The organism is Adhaeribacter swui, from assembly GCF_014217805.1.
GTDB classification, from domain to species: Bacteria; Bacteroidota; Bacteroidia; order Cytophagales; family Hymenobacteraceae; genus Adhaeribacter; species Adhaeribacter swui.
The window spans coordinates 1,114,858-1,135,152 of record NZ_CP055156.1 but is presented as its reverse complement, the minus strand read 5'-3'; the positions used below and the strand labels follow the sequence as shown (position 1 = coordinate 1,135,152).

Annotated in this window: 14 protein-coding genes; 9 read left to right on the top strand and 5 right to left on the bottom strand. The window is 42.6% G+C overall.

Annotated features, from left to right (window positions below; all coding sequences use genetic code 11):
• Positions 1 to 71: 71 nt before the first annotated feature.
• From HUW51_RS05735 to HUW51_RS05725, 3 genes are all read right to left on the bottom strand, one after another.
• A complete protein-coding gene (locus HUW51_RS05735; RefSeq protein ID WP_185273035.1) occupies positions 72 to 449 on the bottom strand; it encodes a GxxExxY protein in 378 nt (125 codons plus the stop codon).
• Between the two features lie 151 nt (positions 450 to 600).
• A complete protein-coding gene (locus tag HUW51_RS05730) occupies positions 601 to 3,600 on the bottom strand; it encodes a type I restriction endonuclease subunit R (protein WP_185273034.1) in 3,000 nt (999 codons plus the stop codon).
• Positions 3,601 to 3,994: 394 nt separating this feature from the next.
• On the bottom strand, positions 3,995 to 8,731 hold the full coding sequence (locus tag HUW51_RS05725; protein ID WP_185273033.1) for a T9SS type A sorting domain-containing protein: 4,737 nt from the start codon (positions 8,729 to 8,731) through the stop codon (positions 3,995 to 3,997).
• Between the two features lie 551 nt (positions 8,732 to 9,282).
• Between HUW51_RS05725 and HUW51_RS05720 the strand changes: the two genes are divergently transcribed.
• Positions 9,283 to 9,711 carry a hypothetical protein gene (locus HUW51_RS05720; protein WP_185273032.1) on the top strand — a complete coding sequence of 143 codons (429 nt, stop codon included), beginning with the start codon at positions 9,283 to 9,285 and terminating at the stop codon, positions 9,709 to 9,711.
• 34 nt (positions 9,712 to 9,745) lie between these two features.
• Here HUW51_RS05720 and HUW51_RS05715 read toward each other — a convergent pair whose 3' ends face one another.
• Positions 9,746 to 10,174 (bottom strand): hypothetical protein, encoded by a 429-nt coding sequence (locus HUW51_RS05715; RefSeq protein WP_185273031.1) that lies wholly within the window; start codon positions 10,172 to 10,174, stop codon positions 9,746 to 9,748.
• Between the two features lie 462 nt (positions 10,175 to 10,636).
• On the opposite strand from HUW51_RS05715, the gene HUW51_RS05710 reads away from it, so the two are divergent.
• The 6 genes from HUW51_RS05710 (at position 10,637) to HUW51_RS05685 (ending at position 16,349) form a co-directional block, all read left to right on the top strand.
• Positions 10,637 to 11,851, top strand: a complete 1,215-nt coding sequence (locus tag HUW51_RS05710) for a sensor histidine kinase (protein WP_185273030.1) — start codon at positions 10,637 to 10,639, stop codon at positions 11,849 to 11,851.
• A gap of 469 nt (positions 11,852 to 12,320) precedes the next feature.
• Positions 12,321 to 13,181, top strand: coding sequence for an STAS domain-containing protein (locus tag HUW51_RS05705; RefSeq protein ID WP_185273029.1), 861 nt, complete (start codon positions 12,321 to 12,323; stop codon positions 13,179 to 13,181).
• An 8-nt stretch (positions 13,182 to 13,189) separates the two neighbouring features.
• Positions 13,190 to 13,588, top strand: coding sequence for an STAS domain-containing protein (locus HUW51_RS05700; RefSeq protein WP_185273028.1), 399 nt, complete (start codon positions 13,190 to 13,192; stop codon positions 13,586 to 13,588).
• Positions 13,572 to 13,985, top strand: coding sequence for an anti-sigma regulatory factor (locus HUW51_RS05695; protein WP_185273027.1), 414 nt, complete (start codon positions 13,572 to 13,574; stop codon positions 13,983 to 13,985). Before HUW51_RS05700 ends, HUW51_RS05695 begins: the two co-directional genes overlap by 17 nt.
• On the top strand, positions 13,975 to 15,000 hold the full coding sequence (locus HUW51_RS05690; RefSeq protein WP_185273026.1) for an ATP-binding protein: 1,026 nt from the start codon (positions 13,975 to 13,977) through the stop codon (positions 14,998 to 15,000). Before HUW51_RS05695 ends, HUW51_RS05690 begins: the two co-directional genes overlap by 11 nt.
• A gap of 5 nt (positions 15,001 to 15,005) precedes the next feature.
• A complete protein-coding gene (locus HUW51_RS05685) occupies positions 15,006 to 16,349 on the top strand; it encodes an ATP-binding protein (RefSeq protein ID WP_185273025.1) in 1,344 nt (447 codons plus the stop codon).
• Between the two features lie 292 nt (positions 16,350 to 16,641).
• Here the strand turns inward: HUW51_RS05685 and HUW51_RS05680 are convergent, their stop codons facing one another.
• Complete coding sequence (locus HUW51_RS05680) at positions 16,642 to 16,827, bottom strand: hypothetical protein (RefSeq protein ID WP_185273024.1); 186 nt, start codon at positions 16,825 to 16,827, stop codon at positions 16,642 to 16,644.
• 452 nt (positions 16,828 to 17,279) lie between these two features.
• On the opposite strand from HUW51_RS05680, the gene HUW51_RS05675 reads away from it, so the two are divergent.
• Entirely contained in the window at positions 17,280 to 19,130 is a 1,851-nt protein-coding gene (locus HUW51_RS05675) for a malectin domain-containing carbohydrate-binding protein (protein WP_185273023.1), read from the top strand.
• A 271-nt stretch (positions 19,131 to 19,401) separates the two neighbouring features.
• Complete coding sequence (locus HUW51_RS05670; RefSeq protein WP_185273022.1) at positions 19,402 to 20,250, top strand: ThuA domain-containing protein; 849 nt, start codon at positions 19,402 to 19,404, stop codon at positions 20,248 to 20,250.
• The last annotated feature ends 45 nt before the right edge of the window (positions 20,251 to 20,295 follow it).

Below are 20,295 nucleotides of genomic sequence, written 5' to 3'. Positions count from 1 at the left end.
TGATGTTGCATTTTCTTATTTTATTTTTTAATGTAAAATCCTGTTCATCTTATAATCTTAAAAGTTCTGATTCAGGCTTTGTATTTGGGATTAAATACCTTTTTAATTTGTAAGCTCTGGCTTCCAAAATTGATTAACAATCCAATGGGCTTGTTGTAGGCTACTATATAATTTTTGGCTTGAGCTAAATGCACATCTTCCAAATTTATTAAGGCTTTTAATTCTAACACTACACTTTTTTCTATTACAAAGTCCGCTCTTCGTGTACCTACCTCAATCCCTTCATAATAAATGGTATGTTCCTGCTCTCTTTCAAAAGAAATTCCCGCTTTACTAAATTCAATTGCCAAACACCTCTGATAAATGACTTCTTGAAATCCGTTGCCAAGAGTATTGTGTACCTTCATGGCACAGCCATTTATCTTGTATGTTAATTCATCTAAAGTCATTTGTCAGAATCAGGATTTGCAGGATTTAAAAATTTATTGATGTTATTTGGTTTTTGCTTCATCTTAAGTTTCGGTTTCATCAGGTGCTAAAATTATTTCAATATAAAATCCTGTTTATCCCTTCATCTTGTAAATCCTGATTCTGACAACCTTACTCATAAGCGGCTAACCCAGATATTTCGCGTCCTTGAGCTATTTTTTTTAAATGGGGTACTAAGTCTTCCATTAAGGCCAACTCTTTTACCCGGCGTTCTTTCCAGCTTAGTTCCAGCGGCTCCAACAGGTCGGTGAGCTTTTCGCCGTCAAAAATCATCCGGCTCATAATGCCATCTACAAAAACTTTCAAGTCGGCAGTTTGCAAGCCGTGTTGGTGGGCAATAGCCGTTAATTCTTTTTCGTTTTTCTCGGTTTTAAAAGTGTCATAGCCTCGCCGTAAAGTATTTACATCTTGCCCGCTGTTCCAGTCCAAGCTGTTAATGTAATCGGTTAAATCTTCCTGCTCATCCATCAGGTTAGAATTAGAACTCAGCAAGTTAATTACCTGAGCCTTGGTCATTTTTTGTTTGGCCGGTTTCTGCTGCGTGCTGTCGGCAATTAAAGCCATAATGTAGTCGTAATCAATCACTGCCGAAGCAAAAAGTACCAATTCAAAATCCAGTTGTTGAATGTCAGGTGGTGCCTGGTCGCCTTCTTTTTGCTGGATTTCTCGTAACTGCTTGGCGGTTTCCAGGTAAGAACTTCTGAACGCCTGCAGCTTTTCTTTAGGCAAAATGGTTTCAATTTTGGCTCGTTGGGTTTCGTTCAGGTCGGTGTATTGGTCTAATTGGGTTTTGAGGCGTTGTACTTCCTTAAAGTTTTTTACGAAAGTAATGCGGGCCGCATCGCCTTTCAGGTTGTACACTTCCTGCGGTTCGTTTACTAAATTGTGTTGTTGCATAAATTCGCCTAAAGCGGCTACCGCTTTCTGGTATTCCGCAATAACCACCGGAGCCGGATCCACCAGCCAAATTTCTTTCGCTTCTCCTTTATCTTTACCGGAAAAGAGCCCGATAGCTTGGTTTACCGCTTCTTGTTGCGAGCGAAAATCTAAAATATTACCGTATGGTTTGGTATCGTTCAGCACCCGGTTGGTACGGGAAAAGGCTTGTATCAAGCCGTGATATTTCAGGTTTTTGTCTACGTACAAGGTATTGAGGTACTTAGAGTCAAAACCAGTCAATAGCATATCCACCACTATGGTAACATCTATTTTGTTCTTGTGCGGGTAATCTTTATTGCTGTATTTCTGGTTTTTAATGCGCGTTTGCACATCCTGGTAATACAAATCAAATTCGTTGATGTTGTGGTTGGTACCAAATTGCAAATTGTAGTCAGTAATAATTTCCGTTAAAGCTTTTTTCTTTTCTTCCGGATTAGTTTGATTATCTTCTTTTTCCTGTTGTAAATCTTCTTGTAATTGCTTTACATCGGCTGCGTTTTTCTGACTTTGCTGGTCGCCATTTTTTGCAATTAACTGCGCCGGCGGAGAAAACACGCAAACAATATTTAGGGGTACATAATCTTCATTGGCGGCCTTCTTCTTTTGGGTCTCTTTAAAAAGCTGGTAATATTCAATAGCATTGTTGATGGAAGCTGTTGCCAGTATAGCATTAAACCGCCTGGAATTGGTAGCGGCATTGTGCTTATCCAGAATGGCTTCTACTACTGCCTGTTGGGCAATTGGCTCTCCTGGCTTAGGGGTCTGGGTGCCTTTGCCTTTAAAATAATCTATATGAAAACGCAGTACATTTTTGTCTTCTATGGCATTGGTAATGGTGTAGGCATGTAATTCCTTTTCAAAAATCGATTCTGTAGTCTTATACGTTTCATATTGGTCTTCTCTGATTTTTTGCGTCGCGTTTTCGTCAAATATGGGCGTACCTGTAAAACCAAACAACTGTGCCTGCGGGAAAAACTCTTTAATTGCTTTATGATTTTCTCCGAACTGCGAACGGTGGCACTCATCAAAAATGAATACTATTCGCTTATTACTCAACGGTTTTAAGCGTTCTTTATAGTTTTTCTTATTGGTGCCATCCAGGGCTAATCCTAATTTTTGAATAGTAGTAACAATTACCTTGTCGGCATAATCCGTAGAAAGTAAACGCCTTACCAACGTTTCGGTATTGGTGTTTTCTTCTACACTGCCTTCCTGAAATTTATTAAATTCTTCGCGGGTTTGCCGGTCCAGATCTTTCCGGTCTACCACGAAAAGGCATTTCTCTATATCCTGATTTTCTTTTAACAGGGTAGATGCTTTAAAAGAAGTCAAGGTTTTACCGCTACCCGTCGTGTGCCAGATATAGCCGTTGCCCCGGTTTTGATGAATGCAATCAACAATAGCTTTTACCGCATAAATCTGGTAGGGCCGCATCACCAACAGCTTCTGTTCGCTTTCTACCAAAACCATATACTTGCTAATCATTTCGCCCAGCGTGCACTTGGTCAGAAACTTTTCAGCAAACTCATGCAAATCGTTGATTTTCTTATTATCTCTGTCAGCAAATTCATATACTGGTAAAAATTGCTCGTCGGCATTAAAATTAAAATGCTGATTTTTATTATTAGCAAAATAGAGCGTTCTGGAACCGTTACTTACAATAAATAACTGCATAAAACACAGCAACGAATTGGTATAGCCATTGCCTGGGTCATTTCTGTAGTCTACAATTTGCTGCATGGCCTTCCGGTGCGAAATGTCCAGCTTTTTCAATTCGATTTGTACGACAGGCAAACCGTTTATCAGCAGGATCACATCATAGCGTTGGTGGCTGTTTTCGGTATTGATGCGCAACTGACTAACAACTTCATACTCGTTTTTGCACCAATCTTTAATGTTAACTAAGGTATAATGAAGTGGGGTGCCGTCTTCCCGTTGAAAGTACTGTCTTTCCCGTAATAATTTAGAAGCTGCAAAAACATCCGGATTAATAATTTCTTCCCGTAAGCGTAGAAATTCACTTTCAGTCAGTTTAATCCGGTTAAGTGCCTCAAACTTAGTTTTGAAGTTCTGTTCAAGTGTTTTCCTATCAACAATATCTTTCCGATGAATGTACTTAAGTTCGGTAAGTTGCTTGATTAGATTTTCTTCAATTTGTTTTTCTGTAGTCATTAATCTTCTTCCAGTAAATCTTGGACAGTAACTTTTACTATTTTGGCAATATGATGCAATTCTTACTAGTAACTCAGATTATCATATTGCTTCATATTCTTTCATTAGGGCTTTTTTCATCCGGTAATTAATGAACAATAATTTAGACTGCTAAAAGTACCGTTTTCCTTTTGTTAAATAAACTCCTTTTAGCTTATATAAGAGAAATTAGCCTTTGGAGTAAACAAACTTCTCGTAAAAGCAAATCAAAAGAATATTGTGTTTCTAACACTTGAGGCTTGCTATACTCCGCTATGTACCATGTGATTAAAAATTCTTACTTAGCTCCATAAAAAACACGAAAGCCGGGGAGAGGTCTCCGGCCGGCTTTCAGAAGTTAAAAATTTTAAAAATTTTACTTTGCCAGGATAAGTTTCTGGGTGTTTTGCCCCGACGAGGTTTGCAGTTGCAGCAGATACAAGCCATTTTCTTGTTTACCGGCTTGCCATTCTACTTCGTACTTTTTATTGGCTTGAGCTTCTCCCTGGAACAAGGTAGCTACGGGTTGTCCTTGGTTATCGAGTATCCGGAGGGTAGCCGCTTGCGTTTGGAGCAAGGAAAAGCGCACCGTTACGCGTTCCTGGAACGGGTTAGGATAAGCTGCTAAATGTGTTAGTTCTGCGGGGAATGGTTCTTCTGGTCCTAATGGAGCGGCTTGGGCTGCTACCTGGGCAGCGTTTGCAGGCGCAACTTTCACCAGCCAGTAATCGGTGCTGCCTTGGCTGGGCTGGGTACGGTCGCCGCTAACGCCGGAATTGGACCGGCCGCCCAACAGCAAGCCGCCGTCTTTGGTTGGCGTTATTGTGCGCAATTCGTCTTCGCCGTTGCCGCCATAGCGTTGGTCCTGCACTTTGTTGCCGTTTTCATCTACTTCTACTACCCAGTAATCGCCCGCGCCCTGGCTGTCCTGGGTTTTATCGCCGCCGGTGTTGGAGTAAGAGGTACCAGCTAAAATATAATGCCCTTGGTTGGTGTAGGTGCTGGCGCGTAGTACATCATTTTTACTGCCGCCAAAACGCTTATCCCACAGTTTCGTGCCCTGTTTATCTAGTTTAATTAGCCAATAATCCAGCTCGCCCCGGCTGGTTTGGCTTACTTCGCCGCTAGCTTTGGAACTGGTACTGCCAGCTAGGTAAAAGTTTCCATCCGGAATTTGGCGCACCGAAAAGGCTCCGTCCTGGCCATCGCCGCCAAAGGTTTTTTCCCAAACCAGATTGCCGTCTTTATCGGTTTTTACGGCCCAGAAATCGCTGGCGCCGCGGCTAGATTGGGTTTTATCGCCGCCTTTGCCCGATACTGTGCTGCCACCCAGGAAAAAGCCGCCGTCGCTGGTTTCGGTAAAGCTGCCTAAATCTTCGTTGGCCGTGCCACCGTACCGCTTATCCCAGATTTTAATGCCAGTAGCGCTGATTTTCACTAACCAGAAATCGGTACCCCCTTGGCTGGACTGGGTTTTATCGCCGCTCACCGGCGAGCTGCTGTAACCGCCCAGCACATATTCGCCGCTAGCCAATTGAACTACTTTTTCTAACTCGTCTTCGCCCGTGCCGCCATAGGTTTTATCCCATTGCTTGTTGCCCAGGGCATCGGTTTTTATTACCCAAAAATCGCGGTTGCCTTTACTGCCTTCTGATTTGTCGCCACTTTTACCCGAGAAAGAAGACCCCGCTAAAAGATAACCACCATCAGCCGTTTGAATCACCCGGTTCAGGTAATCCTGGTCGTTGCCGCCAAAGCGTTTGTCCCAGAGTTTATAGCCGTTTTTATCGGATTTAACAATCCAGTAATCGTTCTTGCCCTGGCTACCTTGGGTTTTATCACCGCTAACAGCCGAGTTGGTGTAACCGCCACTTAAGTACCCGCCATCACTGGTTTTAATTACGGACGTAAAATTATCCGTGTCCATGCCGCCGTAGCGCATGTTCCATTGCTTGGCCAGCGGCACGGATTCGTCTGCTATTTTCACGAGCCAGAAATCGCCTTGGTCCTGCGAGAATGGGTTGGTAGTATCCCGGGCGGCGGCCGTTTTATCGCCGCCAATACCAGCTACAGAAGAGCCGCCCAGCAAGAAACCGCCATCGGGCGTGGGCACCACTACTTGAAGCGTATCATAATCCCGGCTACCCAGGGTTCTATCCCATTTTTTAGTTCCTTCCGTGTTAATCTTAAGTACCCAATAATCGTTGCGGCTTGGGTTGATGGCCGTAATGATTCCGTTTTCTTCATCTACCGGATAAGGGTAAGGTTCGCCCACCCGGCTACTTTCTGTTTTATCTTTTCCTTTTTCGGAGTTGGAAGTGCCAGCCAGAATGTAATTGCCATCTGGGGTAGTAGTTATAGAGGCCAGATAACTGCCGCCGTTATCTCTATCTGAGTAGATAAGGCCGCCATATGTTTTATCCCAAGCTTTAACTCCTTTATCGTTAATTTTTACCACCCAATAATCGTGGTAATACGCATTGTTCTCATTGGTGCCCTGGTTCGCATCAGATTTTTCTGCTCCTTGTTCCGCATTAGAATAACCCCCCAGCAAGTAGCCCCCATCTGCGGTGGTAATTAATGAAGTTAACGTGGAGCTTCCTACCTCGATAAAGCAATTTTCCAGGTCACCTTCCCAATCGCAATTTTCAAAGGAGGAATGGCGCTCTTTTAGCCCGCCGTAGGTTTTATCCCACTGTTTGCTGCCGTCTGCATTTAAACGCACGATCCAATAATCTTCAAAACCCCGGCTAACTTCACTTTTATCGCCGGATTTACCCGAGGCAGAAGTTCCCCCAAGCAAATACCCGCCCTCTGGTGCTACCACCAAAGCCGCGAGCCGGTCCGAGGCATTTCCTCCATATGTCCGGTCCCAGAGTTTTTTGCCGTTGGTATCTATTTTTACAATCCAGTAATCGCTGCTGCCTTGGCTAAACTGACTTTTATCGCCGGATTTAATGGAAGCAGAAGACCCTGCCAGTAAATAGCCCCCATCCGGAGCAACTGCCAGGGCCGTAAGTTTATCTACGGAGTTGCCGCCAAAGGTGCGGTCCCAGATTTTGGTACCGTCGGCATCGGTTTTTACCACCCAATAATCGCTGCTGCCTTTAGTGCCCTGGCTTTTATCACCGGAACTACCCGAAACAGAATAGCCACCCAACAAATACCCTCCGTCTGGCGTGGCGATTAGGGCAGTTAAACTATCGGCGGCATTGCCCCCGTAGGCTTTATCCCACACTTTGGTTCCCTGACTATTTAGTTTAACCAGCCAATAGTCCGTGGCGCCTTTACTGGCATTGCTTTTATCGCCGGTTTTTCCGGAACGGGAATACCCACCGGCTATGTAGCCGCCATCCGGAGTGGGAATAAGGCTGGTAAGGATATCCCGGTTACTTCCGCCGTAAGTCCTATCCCATTTTTTCTGCACTACCTTCTTTTCTTCTACGGTAAACCGGCGATCTATAACGGTAGCGTTATACGTGGCATTACCGGGCTGATAAGCTTGAATGTGCACCGAACCAACGCCCGTAAGTTTGATGGTATTGCCGCTGATGGTAGCCGGGCCCGAAATAACGCGGTATGAAACAGGTAACCCCGAACTAGCCGTTGCCTCCAACGCAAAAGGAGCGTCGCCTAGTGCCCGGTTTAGTAAGATGGACGATGTAAAGAAAATGCTTTGGTTTTGACGGATGGTATTTTCCAGCTTGACTAGCCAGAAGTCGGAAGCGCCTAAATTGGCTTGGGACTTATCGCCGCTAATGCCAGAATTAGAGTTACCCGCCAAAACGTAGGAACCATCAGAAATCTGCTTCACCGACTGAAGGTAATCTTCAGCTTCTCCGCCAATGCTTCTATCCCAGGCTTTTTGCCCGTCGGCCTGTAGTTTTACAATCCAATAATCGGGCGTAAAGATTTTTTTTAAAATTTCGGTTTTGTCGCCGTTTAAATCGGTTAATGACCAGCCTCCTAATAAATACCCACCATCTTGTGTCTGTTGCACCGAAGTTAAACGGTCATCGCCATTGCCGCCAATAGTTTTATCCCACACTTTTGTGCCATTTGCCCGGAGCTTTACTACCCAATAATCATCAGTAAGGCCAAAGCCATTCGGATTGTTTTTTCCGCCTTTGCTAGCTTCGGATTTATCACCGGAAATGCCGGAGCCGGAAGATCCGGCCAGGATATAGCCGCCGTCCTGGGTTTGCCGGAAAGACGCTAAATAATCCGCCTGATCGCCGCCAAAGGTTTTATCCCAGAGTTTGCTACCGTCTGCTTTAAGTTTTACCAACCAGTAATCCTGGTCGCCTCTTCCGTTTTCACTTTTGTCGAAGCCCTTTTCTGAGCCAGAAGATCCGCCCAATATATAGCCACCATCCTGGGTTTGCGCTAGCGCTATCAATTCATCGGTACTATTACCCCCAATGGTTCTGTCCCATTCTTTCGTGCCATCAGCTCTTAGTTTCAGGACCCAATAATCATCCAGGCCCTCCGTTTTAATTTTTTCGGTTTTATCGCCCGTGTTGCTCGACTCGGAACTGCCACCCACCAGGTATCCACCATCCTGAGTTTGTTGAAGTGCGGTTAGGTAATCATAGTTACTACCACCATAGGTTTTATCCCAAACTTTGTTGCCGTTTGCATCCAGCTTCACGATCCAGTAATCTTCGTTACCCCGACTATCCTGGCTTTTATCGCCGCTTTTAATGGAACTGGAAGTGCCTCCCAGAATATAGCCGCCATCCTGCGTCTGCTGTACCACGGCCAACTCATCTTGTTGTCTGCCACCGTAGGTTTTATCCCATTCTTTGGTACCATCCGCTTTTAATTTAATTACCCAATAATTTAAAAATCTTCTGTCAGGATCTGCCGGATCGCCTTTAATGCCCAGATCAGTATAGCCGCCTAAAATAAAGCCGCCATCTTGGGTTTGTTGCCAGGATGTGATTACATCTTGGTTTTTAGTGCCGAAAGTTTTATCCCAAATTTTATTCTGAGCAAAAGTTACCATTGGTAAACCGAGGAGGAGCAACAGGATAGCGCTTACGAGGTGGCGCCAGCGGGGGAATACCCGGTTTTGTTGAACCAGGTAAAAGATAGATAAAGGTGCTTTCATAGTATGTATTAATTATTAAATAAGGGGAAGGCTAATTTTAAACAAACGCGGCACAGATTAATAGCATTAGGAGGGCTCCTGAGCTGTGTAGCTATTGCCTTTTGTTACATACCATTAGCAGGTAAATTGTTACCATTATTTTAAAAATTTAAAAATTCAATAACGTGCCATTTTTCTGCGGAAGTTTCCGGGGCAAAGTTGCTTTGGGTTAGGCTGGTTGGAGGCAACAGAAATGCTGCCTTAACTTACAAGCAGATAAACTAGCTTATTCAACCCAAGTTCGTTGCTGCTATTTTAATGGTAGTGCAGGAATCCTCGGCAGAATTGATCTGGAAAAGGGCAGTTCCGGTGCTATTGGTTCTTTGCTCCATTTTAACCCACCCTGACCATTACCTACGTTTTATAGTGGTAAAAACTAAAGGTATTAGTTTTGGAGCAGTAGTAAAAGAAGATAATATTTAATTTATCTAATATAATTTGTTTGCTATTATTAATTTTGGTTAACTTACTACTAAGCTATTTAGAAGCAAAACCCTAATAAATTTAGTTTTATGATTTATACTTCTAAGCTCCACCTTTTATTTGAAGATACAATTTTTAAAATTGAACTAGATGCCATTGGGCCGATTTTGCGCTTAACCTGGCAGCAGCACCCCTCCAGTGAAGATTACCGGCGCGGTTACCGGCAAGCTATTTTGCTGGCTTTAGAACACAAAGCTAAATACTGGCTCACCGACTCCCGCATGCTGCCTTACCTGCACATGACAGACCAGCATTGGATGTACACTAAAATGCGGCCACTCCTAAAAGGCGGTAAACTACAAAAAATGGCCATTGTTATGCAGCCGGAAACGTTGATGATGACCGATATAAACCCCATCATGGACCAGGCATCACCTAATCAAAAGCGGGAGAAATTAATTAATATGGAGTTTTTCCTGGACCTGGAATCGGCCAAATTATGGCTGTTAAATGAGTAGGACTTCTGAGGCTTTACCAGCCGCCACGTTTTATCTAGCCAAAAGAGCGGAAGGGTTTGCCGGTTAGCCATTCCAGGGCTTGTTCTCTGCTGGTAAAGTTTTGAATCAGGTAAGAAGCCGGCTCGCTTTTTAAAACGTGTTGTTGCACCTTATTCGCCATTCCTTCCAGGGTTGAATCGCTACTAGCCAGGCGGGCTACCTTTTTTAAATGGGTATACTTCAGTTTCTGGGAAACCTGGTAAATAAGCTGGTGGTAGGCCGCATTATCTACCTGCACTACGGCTTTTCTGGAATCCAGCAACAGATAATGTACGTGGTAGTTGTTTACATGCTCCACCATAATATCAAAGCAGTGTTTTGCTTCGCTTAGCTCCTGCGTTCGCATTTCAGGTAAATCTACAAACAAGGTATCGGTAGTAGGGTCGTAATCTAAGGTGAAATAGCCGTTATTAAATAGTATCATACCTGAAATAGAGAAACCGGGATTAACGGTTTGTATAACAATTATTTGCTTTAATCATAAAAGCGCTGGTGAAGATACTAAAAACAAGGCGCTTGAGAATCTTTTAAGGTTGTAAACCAAAAAATTTAAAAATTTCGGGTAAGTTCTCTATCTGAAGGTAATTGCACAATTTAAGGAAGCATAAAGGTGGCTGGGCGTAAGCAATTCTTCGGGTGTTTTAAACTTTTTTGCGTGTTCTTGTAGCTGGTTCCATAATTTAATTTGTTACTATCTAAAATTTACAGAACCTAATAGTAAATTATAATTGTCATAATTTACTGATAATGTATTATGCCGATAAAGTAAATTGATGTACAAGTACTCGCAAGAAAAGATTTGCTTTGCTAAACCTATATTGTGATGACGCACTTTATTAAATTTGTTTTTTAATACTTATTCTTGCATTAATAACTTGCTTTGCGAATGCCTAATAACCACGACAACTTACTGAAAGACCTGGAAGTTGTTAGAAATATTTCGTTTGTGCCCAGCATGCTGGAAATTATTTGTGATTTAACCGGAATGGGTTTTGCTGCTGTAGCCCGGGTAACCGATACCAAGTGGCTTGCCTGCAGCGTGCGCGACAAAGTACAATTTGGTTTAAAAGAAGGAGAGGAACTACAGCTGGAAACCACGCTTTGTAACGAAATCCGGGATCATCGCCAGCCTGTTATTATTAATAACGTGGCGGAGTGTTCGGAGTATAAAAATCATCATACTCCCAGAATTTACGGCTTACAGAGCTATATTTCTTTTCCTATTATTTTGTCAGATGGTACTTTTTTTGGAACGCTTTGCGCCATAGATTCCAAGCCGGCCCAGGTAAATACCAAAAAGATTATTGATACTTTTTCTATGTTTACCGAGTTGCTGACTTTTCATATACAAAGCCAAAACTTATTACAGCAGAGTTACCTGGCTAATACCGATTTAGTACAGCAAAATAAAGTTCTGACTTCGGCTAATACGGACCTGGATAATATTGTGCATACTGCCTCTCACGACCTGAAATCACCAATTAATAATATTGAGAGCTTAGTGGATATTCTGGACCAAACAATCCTGGAAGAACCATTAAACCGGGAATTAACGCAGGATATTATCAGATTAATGCGGTCGTCGCTGAAAAATTTTAGGCAAACCCTTACAGACCTCACCACTATTATAGAAGCGGATCATTCTTTAAAGGTGATAGAAAAAGAAGAAATTAATTTTCTGGAACTGGTGGAGCGTGTGAAGCAGGATTTACATAGCTTAATACTAGAATCGCAGGCTAAAATACAGGTAACCGGATGCGAAAAACTCTTATTACATTTTCCTCGGAAGATATTTAAAAGTATTTTGTATAACCTGGTAAGTAACGCCATTAAATACCGGGCTCCGGAAAGGCAACCCGAAATACTTATAAACCTGGAGCAAGTAGATGAAAAAATCAGCTTATTGGTTATCGATAACGGATCAGGGATTCCGGCAAATCAGCAGGATAGCATTTTTATGTTGTTTAAGCGCTTGCACACCCACGTAGAAGGAAGTGGCTTAGGTTTGTATATTGTAAAAAAAATGGTAAATACACTGGGAGGACAAATTAAAGTAGAAAGTGTCTTAAATCAAGGAACCACGTTTCGGATTACTTTTTAAAAATTTGCTGGTTTCAAGCGAGAAGTGGTTATTAGAATGCATTTAAAAGCCCGAACTATCCAAGCCGGTGGTTCGGGCTTTTAAATGTACGTCTCTGGTTAAAGAAAAAATTTAAAAATTTAGCAGGTATTACCAGCGGGCTTCGAACTAAATAGCTTTACGGATTCCCTCTATTTTAAAGAATTAATTTTTAGATAATTGAACTCCGGGAGAAAGAAGGAGGTGCTACAAAAGTTAGAATTAACTACGTTGTTGCAGCTAATTACATGCAAAGTTTTAAAAATAACCAGCTATCAGGGTTTTTAAGTCAGCCGCGGCGCTTAAGAATAGCTCCATTTAAGCTAAATAATTTAGTTTAAACGCTACTATGGTTAAACAAACTAATTAGCTACTTTTGACACTCAAAATTTAACAATAACTGGTAAGGCGAATAGTTTACCGGTTTAATCTTTTTCTGCAACATTAATTTATGCAATCCCAGACGACTTCTTACCTGAAGAAAAATAAAAAGTATATTCTGGAGGCTTGGATGAGTAACCAGTTAACCGACGCAACCCTTCGGGAAGACTTAATTTCTAATGAAGAGTTACATGCCCAGTCCGAGGACTTATTAGATGCTCTATTAAAAGCCTTAAACAGCGGTACTTTTAATTTAGAAGCGGATGCTTATCAACCTGTAATTGATTTACTGAGCGAAATTTCGATAACCCGGGCCCGTCAGGGGTTTTCTCCCCGGGAAACTACCTTGTTTGTGCTTAGCCTTAAAAAGGCCTTACAGGTAGCTTTACAACAAGAATTTAAAGATAACCACCAACTGCTGTACCAGGAGGTATTAGAGTTAAATGATATTCTGGATAGTTTAAGTATCGTAACCACTGAAACTTTTATTAAAGGCCGGGAAGAAGTTATTCTGAGGCAAACCGACGAAATCAGTGAAATATCTACACCGGTAATCCGGGTATGGGAAGGTATTCTGGCTCTGCCTATTATTGGTACCCTGGATAGTGCCCGCACCCAGGTAGTGATGGAGAACTTACTGGAAAAAATTGTAGAAACCAGCAGCCGCATTGCCATTCTGGATATTTCCGGAGTGCCCGCCGTAGACTCTTTGGTGGCCCAGCATTTAATTAAAACCGTAAGTGCTACCCGCTTAATGGGCGCCGAGTGCATTATTAGCGGCATCCGGGCCGAGATTGCGCAAACCATCGTGCACCTGGGCATTGATTTATCTAATATCTACACCAAAGCATCGCTGGCGAGCGCCTTAAAATTAGCATTTAGTATGCTTAACATTGAGGTACGCCGCGGAGAGAAGAAATTTGTGAGGTAAAAACCAAGATGGACAGAATACCAATTTTAAAAATGGGCGAGTTTTTACTCGTTACCATTCAGGTAGATTTATACGACCGGCTGGCTTTAACCTTAGAAAGTGATTTAATGAACATGGTGAGCCGGACGGAAGCCCGGGGCGTGCTGATTGATATTTCTGCGGTGAGTATTGTTGATTCCTTTATGGGCCGCATACTAGGCAATATAGCTTCTATGTCTAAAATTATGGACGCCGAAACAGTTGTAGTGGGCATGCAACCGGCCGTTGCCATTACCCTGGTAGAATTAGGCTTAACTTTATCCGGGGTGCATACTGCCCTGGACGTAGAGATGGGGATGGAACTTCTTCGCGAAAAAATTGGGCCCCAACCAAACGACGAGGAAGATCTCTATGATGACATTATCTAAGGAGAACTTCGAAATTAAACGGGAACCCGATGTAATCTTATACCGGAACCGGGCTAAAGAATTAGCCGCCAAAATTGGCATGAGCCTGGTGGGGCAAACCAAACTCATTACAGCCGCCAGTGAACTCGTGCGGAATATGCTCCGCTATGCCGATGGCGGTACGGGTACCATCGAGGTAATCGTTAAAAACAATATCAAAGGCATCCGGTTAACTTTTGCCGATAAAGGGCCCGGAATTAAAGATTTAAAATTAGCCATGCAGGATGGCTTTTCTACGGGCCGCAGTTTAGGTTTAGGTTTGCCCGGTGCCAAGCGTTTATCTAATGAGTTTGATATTAAAAGTGAGCCTGGCAAAGGAACCACAGTAACCATTATACGTTGGAAAAATGGATTATAACCTGCACGTGCGGTTTGAGCTACAAGACCGGAGTTTTTTAAATATTGTTAAGCGGGATATAACCAAACTGGCAGAAAGTGTTGGGTTTTCAGAAGTAGATGCAGGTAAACTCAATATTGTGGTGGCCGAGTTGGCCAGCAATTTAATTAAGCATACCTCTAAAGGCGGGGAGTTACTGGTTAAACCAATTAAAGGCGAGAACCAAGTAACCGGCATTGAAATTATTTGCTTAGACGCTGGTCCCGGCATGATCGATCCCCGGCGAATGATGGAAGATGGCATTTCTACGTTTGGTTCTAAAGGCGAGGGCTTAGGCGCCATTCAACGGTTATCCGACGAATTTGATATTTATTCCCGTCGCGACTCAGGCACGGTATTGTTATCGCGGTTGTATAAGAAAGGGCACCAGCCAAAACCAAGTGAGCGCAAAAGGTTTGATTTAAATGCTGTGCAGGTAGCAAAGCCCGGCGAAACCCATTGCGGCGATGGCTGGACCAAGGTGCAACACCAGGAAGTTTGCCGGATTCTTACCGTTGATGGTTTAGGCCACGGAGAAAATGCGCATCAGGCTACCAGTGCGGCTATAACTTCTTTTCAAAAGCAACCTTATTCTTCTCCTGCCAGCCAGATCCGGCAAATACACAGCGATATTGTGCGTACCCGGGGCGGAGTTATAAATATTGCCAACATTGATTTAAGAAATAACACGCTTACGTATTGTGGCATAGGCAACATATCTGGCCGTATTTTATCCACCGAAGGTTCCCGCAGTATTATTGCGTACAATGGGATTGTAGGGCACAATTTACCCAATACTATCCACGATCACCAGCTACCCTGGAATCACACAAACGTGTTAGTTCTGCACTCCGATGGCCTGAAAAGCCGCTGGGATTTGAGCAAACACCCGGACTTACTTAACCATGATACCAGTGTAATAGCCGCCGTGCTGTACAAAGAATGGACCCGGAAAACGGATGATACTTTAGTTTTAGTGGGCAGAACGCGCCCGTAATGCCGATGAAAAAGGAAATTATTAAAATTAAAATAGAAAACGAGTTAGACGTAGTATTGGCGTACAAACGGTCTTTGCAATTGGCTGGCTTCTGTGGCATTGCCATGGCTAACCAAACCAAATTTGCTACGGCTGTTTCCGAGATTTGCCGCAATGTACTGGAGCACGTAGGTCAAGGCCAGATTCAGTTTAACATTGCCGAAAACAAAGGCATTTTATACTTGGAAGCTTTAATTAGTGACCGAGGGCGGGGTATTATTAATGTAGAAGAATTATTAAATAAACATTACCGCCCGGTAACGTCAAAAGGCTGGGGTATTTATAATTCTAAAAAGCTGGTAGAGCAAATATTTATCGACAGCGACAGCGAAAAAGGAACTCAGGTTATGCTCCACAAAGCTATTCCGCATAACCATCCACCAATTAATAACGCTATCATTCAAGGCTGGAATCAGCACTTTGCCAGCGAAGCAAATGTATCTCCTTACGTCGAGATCAAAAATCAAAACATGCAGCTGCTGGAATTACTCGATCAATTACGGTTGAAGAATCTGGAAGTGGAACACCAGTTAGATGAAATAAAAAACTTAAACACCCAATTACAGGCCTCTAACCACGAAATAACTAACCTATTACAAGAACGCAACTTGGCCAATACACAGCTTACCGCTATTAACCAAGAGCTGGATAAGTTTGCTTATATTATTTCCCACGATTTAAAATCGCCTTTATTTAATATTGTATCCTTAACTTCCATAATAGAAGAAGACCTGCAGGAAAACAATTTAATCGGAGTAAAAAAAACGATTCAGATGGTGCAGGAACAGGCTGAATTAATGGATAAATTTATTTCGGATGTGTTGGCTTATTCCAGTATGGGCCGGCATTCTATTGCTAAAACCAGGGTTTCTTTAAAAGAGTTAATAGATAAAGTTATCCGTTTTTTAAATGTTCCGGCTCATATCCAAATTGAAGTAGCTCCGGATTTGCCCGTTTTATTTACAGAAGAAATTTACTTACAGCAAATTTTTACCAATTTGCTGAACAACGCTATTAAATACAATGACAAACCTGCCGGATTAATTCAAATTAACTGGCAGCAAGGAGAAAACTTTATTCAGATATCGGTTGCGGATAATGGCCAGGGAATACCCTTGGAAGACCATATAAAAATTTTTGAGCCCTACCAAACAGGGAGCCGGCACCGGAACACCAGCACCGGTCTTGGATTGTCTATTGTAAACAAAATAATGCAAATAAAAGAAACCGATATTTGGGTGGAATCTACGGGAAAAGATGGTACGGTATTCCATTTTAATTGGCCTATTGCAGATATGGTAGCTAGTTAAATAATGCAAAATAATAGTGGTTGCTTTACAGGAACTGGTTTAAAAACGCCCCGTTTAGTTTTACAGAATAAGTAACTATAAAAGTGTAAAGGTGTTATTAGTGCTATTTGTTAATTACCTGATTTATAACCAATAATGCTTGCTAATCGCCTTTGTAGCAGAAATAAACTTGTAATTGGGTAGGATGTACGAAAAGTACATACAACGTTTTCGCCTATTCAGAGAATTTTTAAAATTTCTATTTATCAAGAGTGTTTGTTTGATTACTCGCGTCTGGTTCTATTTTAAATTCTCATTTATCCAGTTCCAGCATTCTTTTCTTTAAACGGGTTTGAATTTGTAGTAATCTTGCTCTTTGTTCTACCGTCAGGTTTTGATAGAATATCTCCAGAATATACTTGTTATAGGATTCAATCTCTGAACGGGATAGCTGCTCAATTACTATATTCTCGAAAATATGATCGATTAAACCCGCCATATACTTATAACTACTAATTTGTTTACACCAAAGTATACGGGCCTGGAGCTAGTGATTTCTACGGCTTTCTATAAAGCATTATACGGATTTAAGTATTCGGAAAGAAATCAGTACAAATACGGTAATAAAAAAAGATTAAACTATATACATTTAAGTAAAGAGGCTGTTACTGCCTGCGTACGTGCCTAAAACGCATTGGTTTAAATTCTAAAGAAGAATTTAAGGGAACGGCGAAGTAAAATATATACCTTAAAATTGTAACAATTTATCTTAAACAAAGTATATTCAAATATTAAATTTAATGAATGTGCCATTCCCGTAATACACAAATATCAACTTTCTAGCCTATTATCAGGTGTAACTTGCTTTCCCTCAGGGTGTATTTATCTTGAGTAGGCCCTTCCTTGTTTGAAATACTTATTGATCTTTCTATTTTTATTATTCTTAATTACATGATTAAAATTTACTTTCCTGTTTCAAAATTTGCCAAGTTAAAACATAGTAGAGGATTATTACTGGCCGCTATTTGCTTTTTATTGCAGTTGCCCGTGCGAGCAGATGAATTGGTTTACCGCATTAATGCAGGTGGGGGCAGCATGAGCTCCTCCGTGGGTACGTTTTCGGCTGATAAGTATTTTGCTCCTTCGCCGGGGTCTACTACCACCACCACCACTGGTATTGCGGGCACCACCGATGATGCCATATACCAAAACCAACGACGCTCTGCTACCAATAACAGTACTTTTAACTATAACTTTCCGGTAAGCAGCGGGCAGTACCGGGTTAAGCTTTTTTTAGCCGAAATATACTGGACCAAAGTAGGCCAACGAATTTTTGATGTAAAGGCCGAAGGCACGAAGGTGTTAGATAATTATGATATTCTGCGAAAAGTAGCACCCAATACTGCTACTTCCGAAACTTTTACGATAAATGTAACAGATGGTACCTTAAACCTTTATTTCAGTTCTCTGGCCAGCGATGGCGGAGTAAACCGCCCGCAAGTAGCCGGGATAGAAGTAGTAAGAGTTTCTTCCTCCACGCCTGATTTTACCCGCATTACCTGGGGTACGGCCGCCAGTCAGCCTTATGGTACCCACGAAGTGCACGGCGAAGTAGTAAATGGCAGGCTCTACATTTTTGGTGGTTATGATGTTACAAAATCAACTTATACGCCTACTAAAAAGGCTTACCGCTACGATCCGAATAACAATACCTGGCAGGCTATTGCCGATTTGCCGCATACACCCAAAGGCAGCAACTTTGGGGGCATAACCCACGTGGGTACTGCTACCGATGGTACTAATATTTATTTAGCCGGCGGGTATCCGTCTAATGCTACCGGCACCGGGCAGGTTTTTGGTACCAAGCAAGTATGGCGCTACAACGTAGCCAGCAATAATTATACAGCCTTACCCAACTTACCTTACGACCTGGCCGCCGGACAATTAAAGTACCTGAACGGCAAACTACATTACATGGGCGGTGCTAATAAATCCCGGGCCGATGTTTCGGTGCATTATGCCTTAGATCTAAAAAATCTTTCGGCCGGTTGGAAATCTTTAGCTTCCTTACCCAATAAAACCAACCATGGCGGTTCTGCGGTTTACAATGGTAAAATTTACTACATCGGGGGGGCGCATGGCCAGAATGATGCCGCGGTGATGCAGAAATCCGTACAAATCTACAATCCGGCTACAAACACTTGGTCCAAAGGCGCTGATATGCCGGTTGGCCGGGATCATATCTCGTCTTCGGTGGTGGTAATGGGCAACCGCATTTTAGTATTAGGCGGACAAACTGCTTACAACGTAAGTTCGGCGCTGGTATCGGCTTATAACCCGGCAACTAATACTTGGCAAGAATTAACGCCATTACCAGCCAAAAGATCAACGGGGGTAGCCGCCGTAATTAATGGCATCATTTATTATACGGGGGGTATTCGGTCTAAGGTAAACTACAAAGGCGTACCGGTGCAGCCTGCCGCTTCAACCTCGGCAGTAGCGGTAAGCGAAATTGAACCGGAAAACTCCACCGAAATCCAACAAATTGTTGCCTACCCTAATCCGCTTAAGGCAGGCGATAAACTTTCGGTAGAAATTCAAAATTTTAAAAAACAGGAAAATGTTACGGTTACTTTGTTTGATGTGCTAGGTCGCCAGATGCAGTCTACCCAGGTAGTTACTTCCGAAGAAGGAAAAGCTACTGTAGAAATGCCGTTTCAGGCGCCGGTAAATTCCGGTATGTACATTATAAAAGCGTATTCTGATAGTGGCAAAGCGCTAACCCGGTTAATAAAAGAATAATTAACCTATTGTTGCAACAAGAAGAACCGTTAGTGGCTTAATAAATAAACCCGGTAGGTATTAAAACTTACCGGGTTTATTTATGTTAAAATTTTTAAATTTTAACGTGAGTTCGACATAAGCATATAACAACATAAAGAACGAACTTTGCTATCTATTTCAGTCATTCTGCGATTAGATTCTTGCAGAATAACGTACTTTGACAGGAATAAAGCTGTACTCTCCACTTATCTCGAACTCACGTTAATTTTAGCTGCAAAACCTGCCTTTAATGAGAAAGTTTGGTAAACGTATACTTGGTACTCTGTTAGGTGTTCTGCTGGTATCGGGGGCCACCATCGGGCTGTTTTTTTATAAAATTACCTATGGCTTTCCGGTTAGCTATGAAACTGAAAAACCAAACATCCAGTTTCCGCGCCAAAAAGCGGCTATCCTGGTTTTTTCCAAAACTACTGCTTTCCGGCACAGCGAATCCATCCGGGCATCTCAGGCAATATTTAACCAGTTGGCGAAACAGAATAATTGGTTTATTTACCAAACCGAGGCAGGCGGCGTTTTTAATCCGGAACAACTGCAGCAATTTAAAGCGGTTATTTTTAACAACGCTACCGGTCGGGTTTTAAACGAAGAACAACAACAAGCCTTAAGCCATTATGTAGAAGAAGGCGGTACTCTGTTGGGCATTCATGGGGCCGGCGATAACTCGCACCATTGGCCCTGGTACGAGCAAAGTTTGCTGGGTACCCACTTTTCGCACCATCCTATTAATCCGCAGTTTCAAAAAACAACCGTATACCTGGAACCTACGGCCAGCTTAGCCTTAACCCGGAACTTGCCCCCAGCTTGGGAACACCAAGACGAATGGTACGTTTTTACGGGTCAACCCCAGAGCGCCCAGGTGGTAGCTTACATTAACGGCAACAAGATTATACCCAATGGCAACATGCTCTGGATCCGGGATAAAAATTTTGGTATGGGTAACTACCACCCCGTGGCCTGGCACCGGGCTGTTGGTAAAGGCAAAACTTTCTATACCGCTATGGGGCACAGCCAGGAAGTATGGCAGGATGCTAGCTTTGTGCGGCTACTGGAAAATGCCCTGCAATGGTGCCTGAACTAACCCGGGACTTGCCAATAAATGCTTCCGGAAAAATTAAATTTTTTA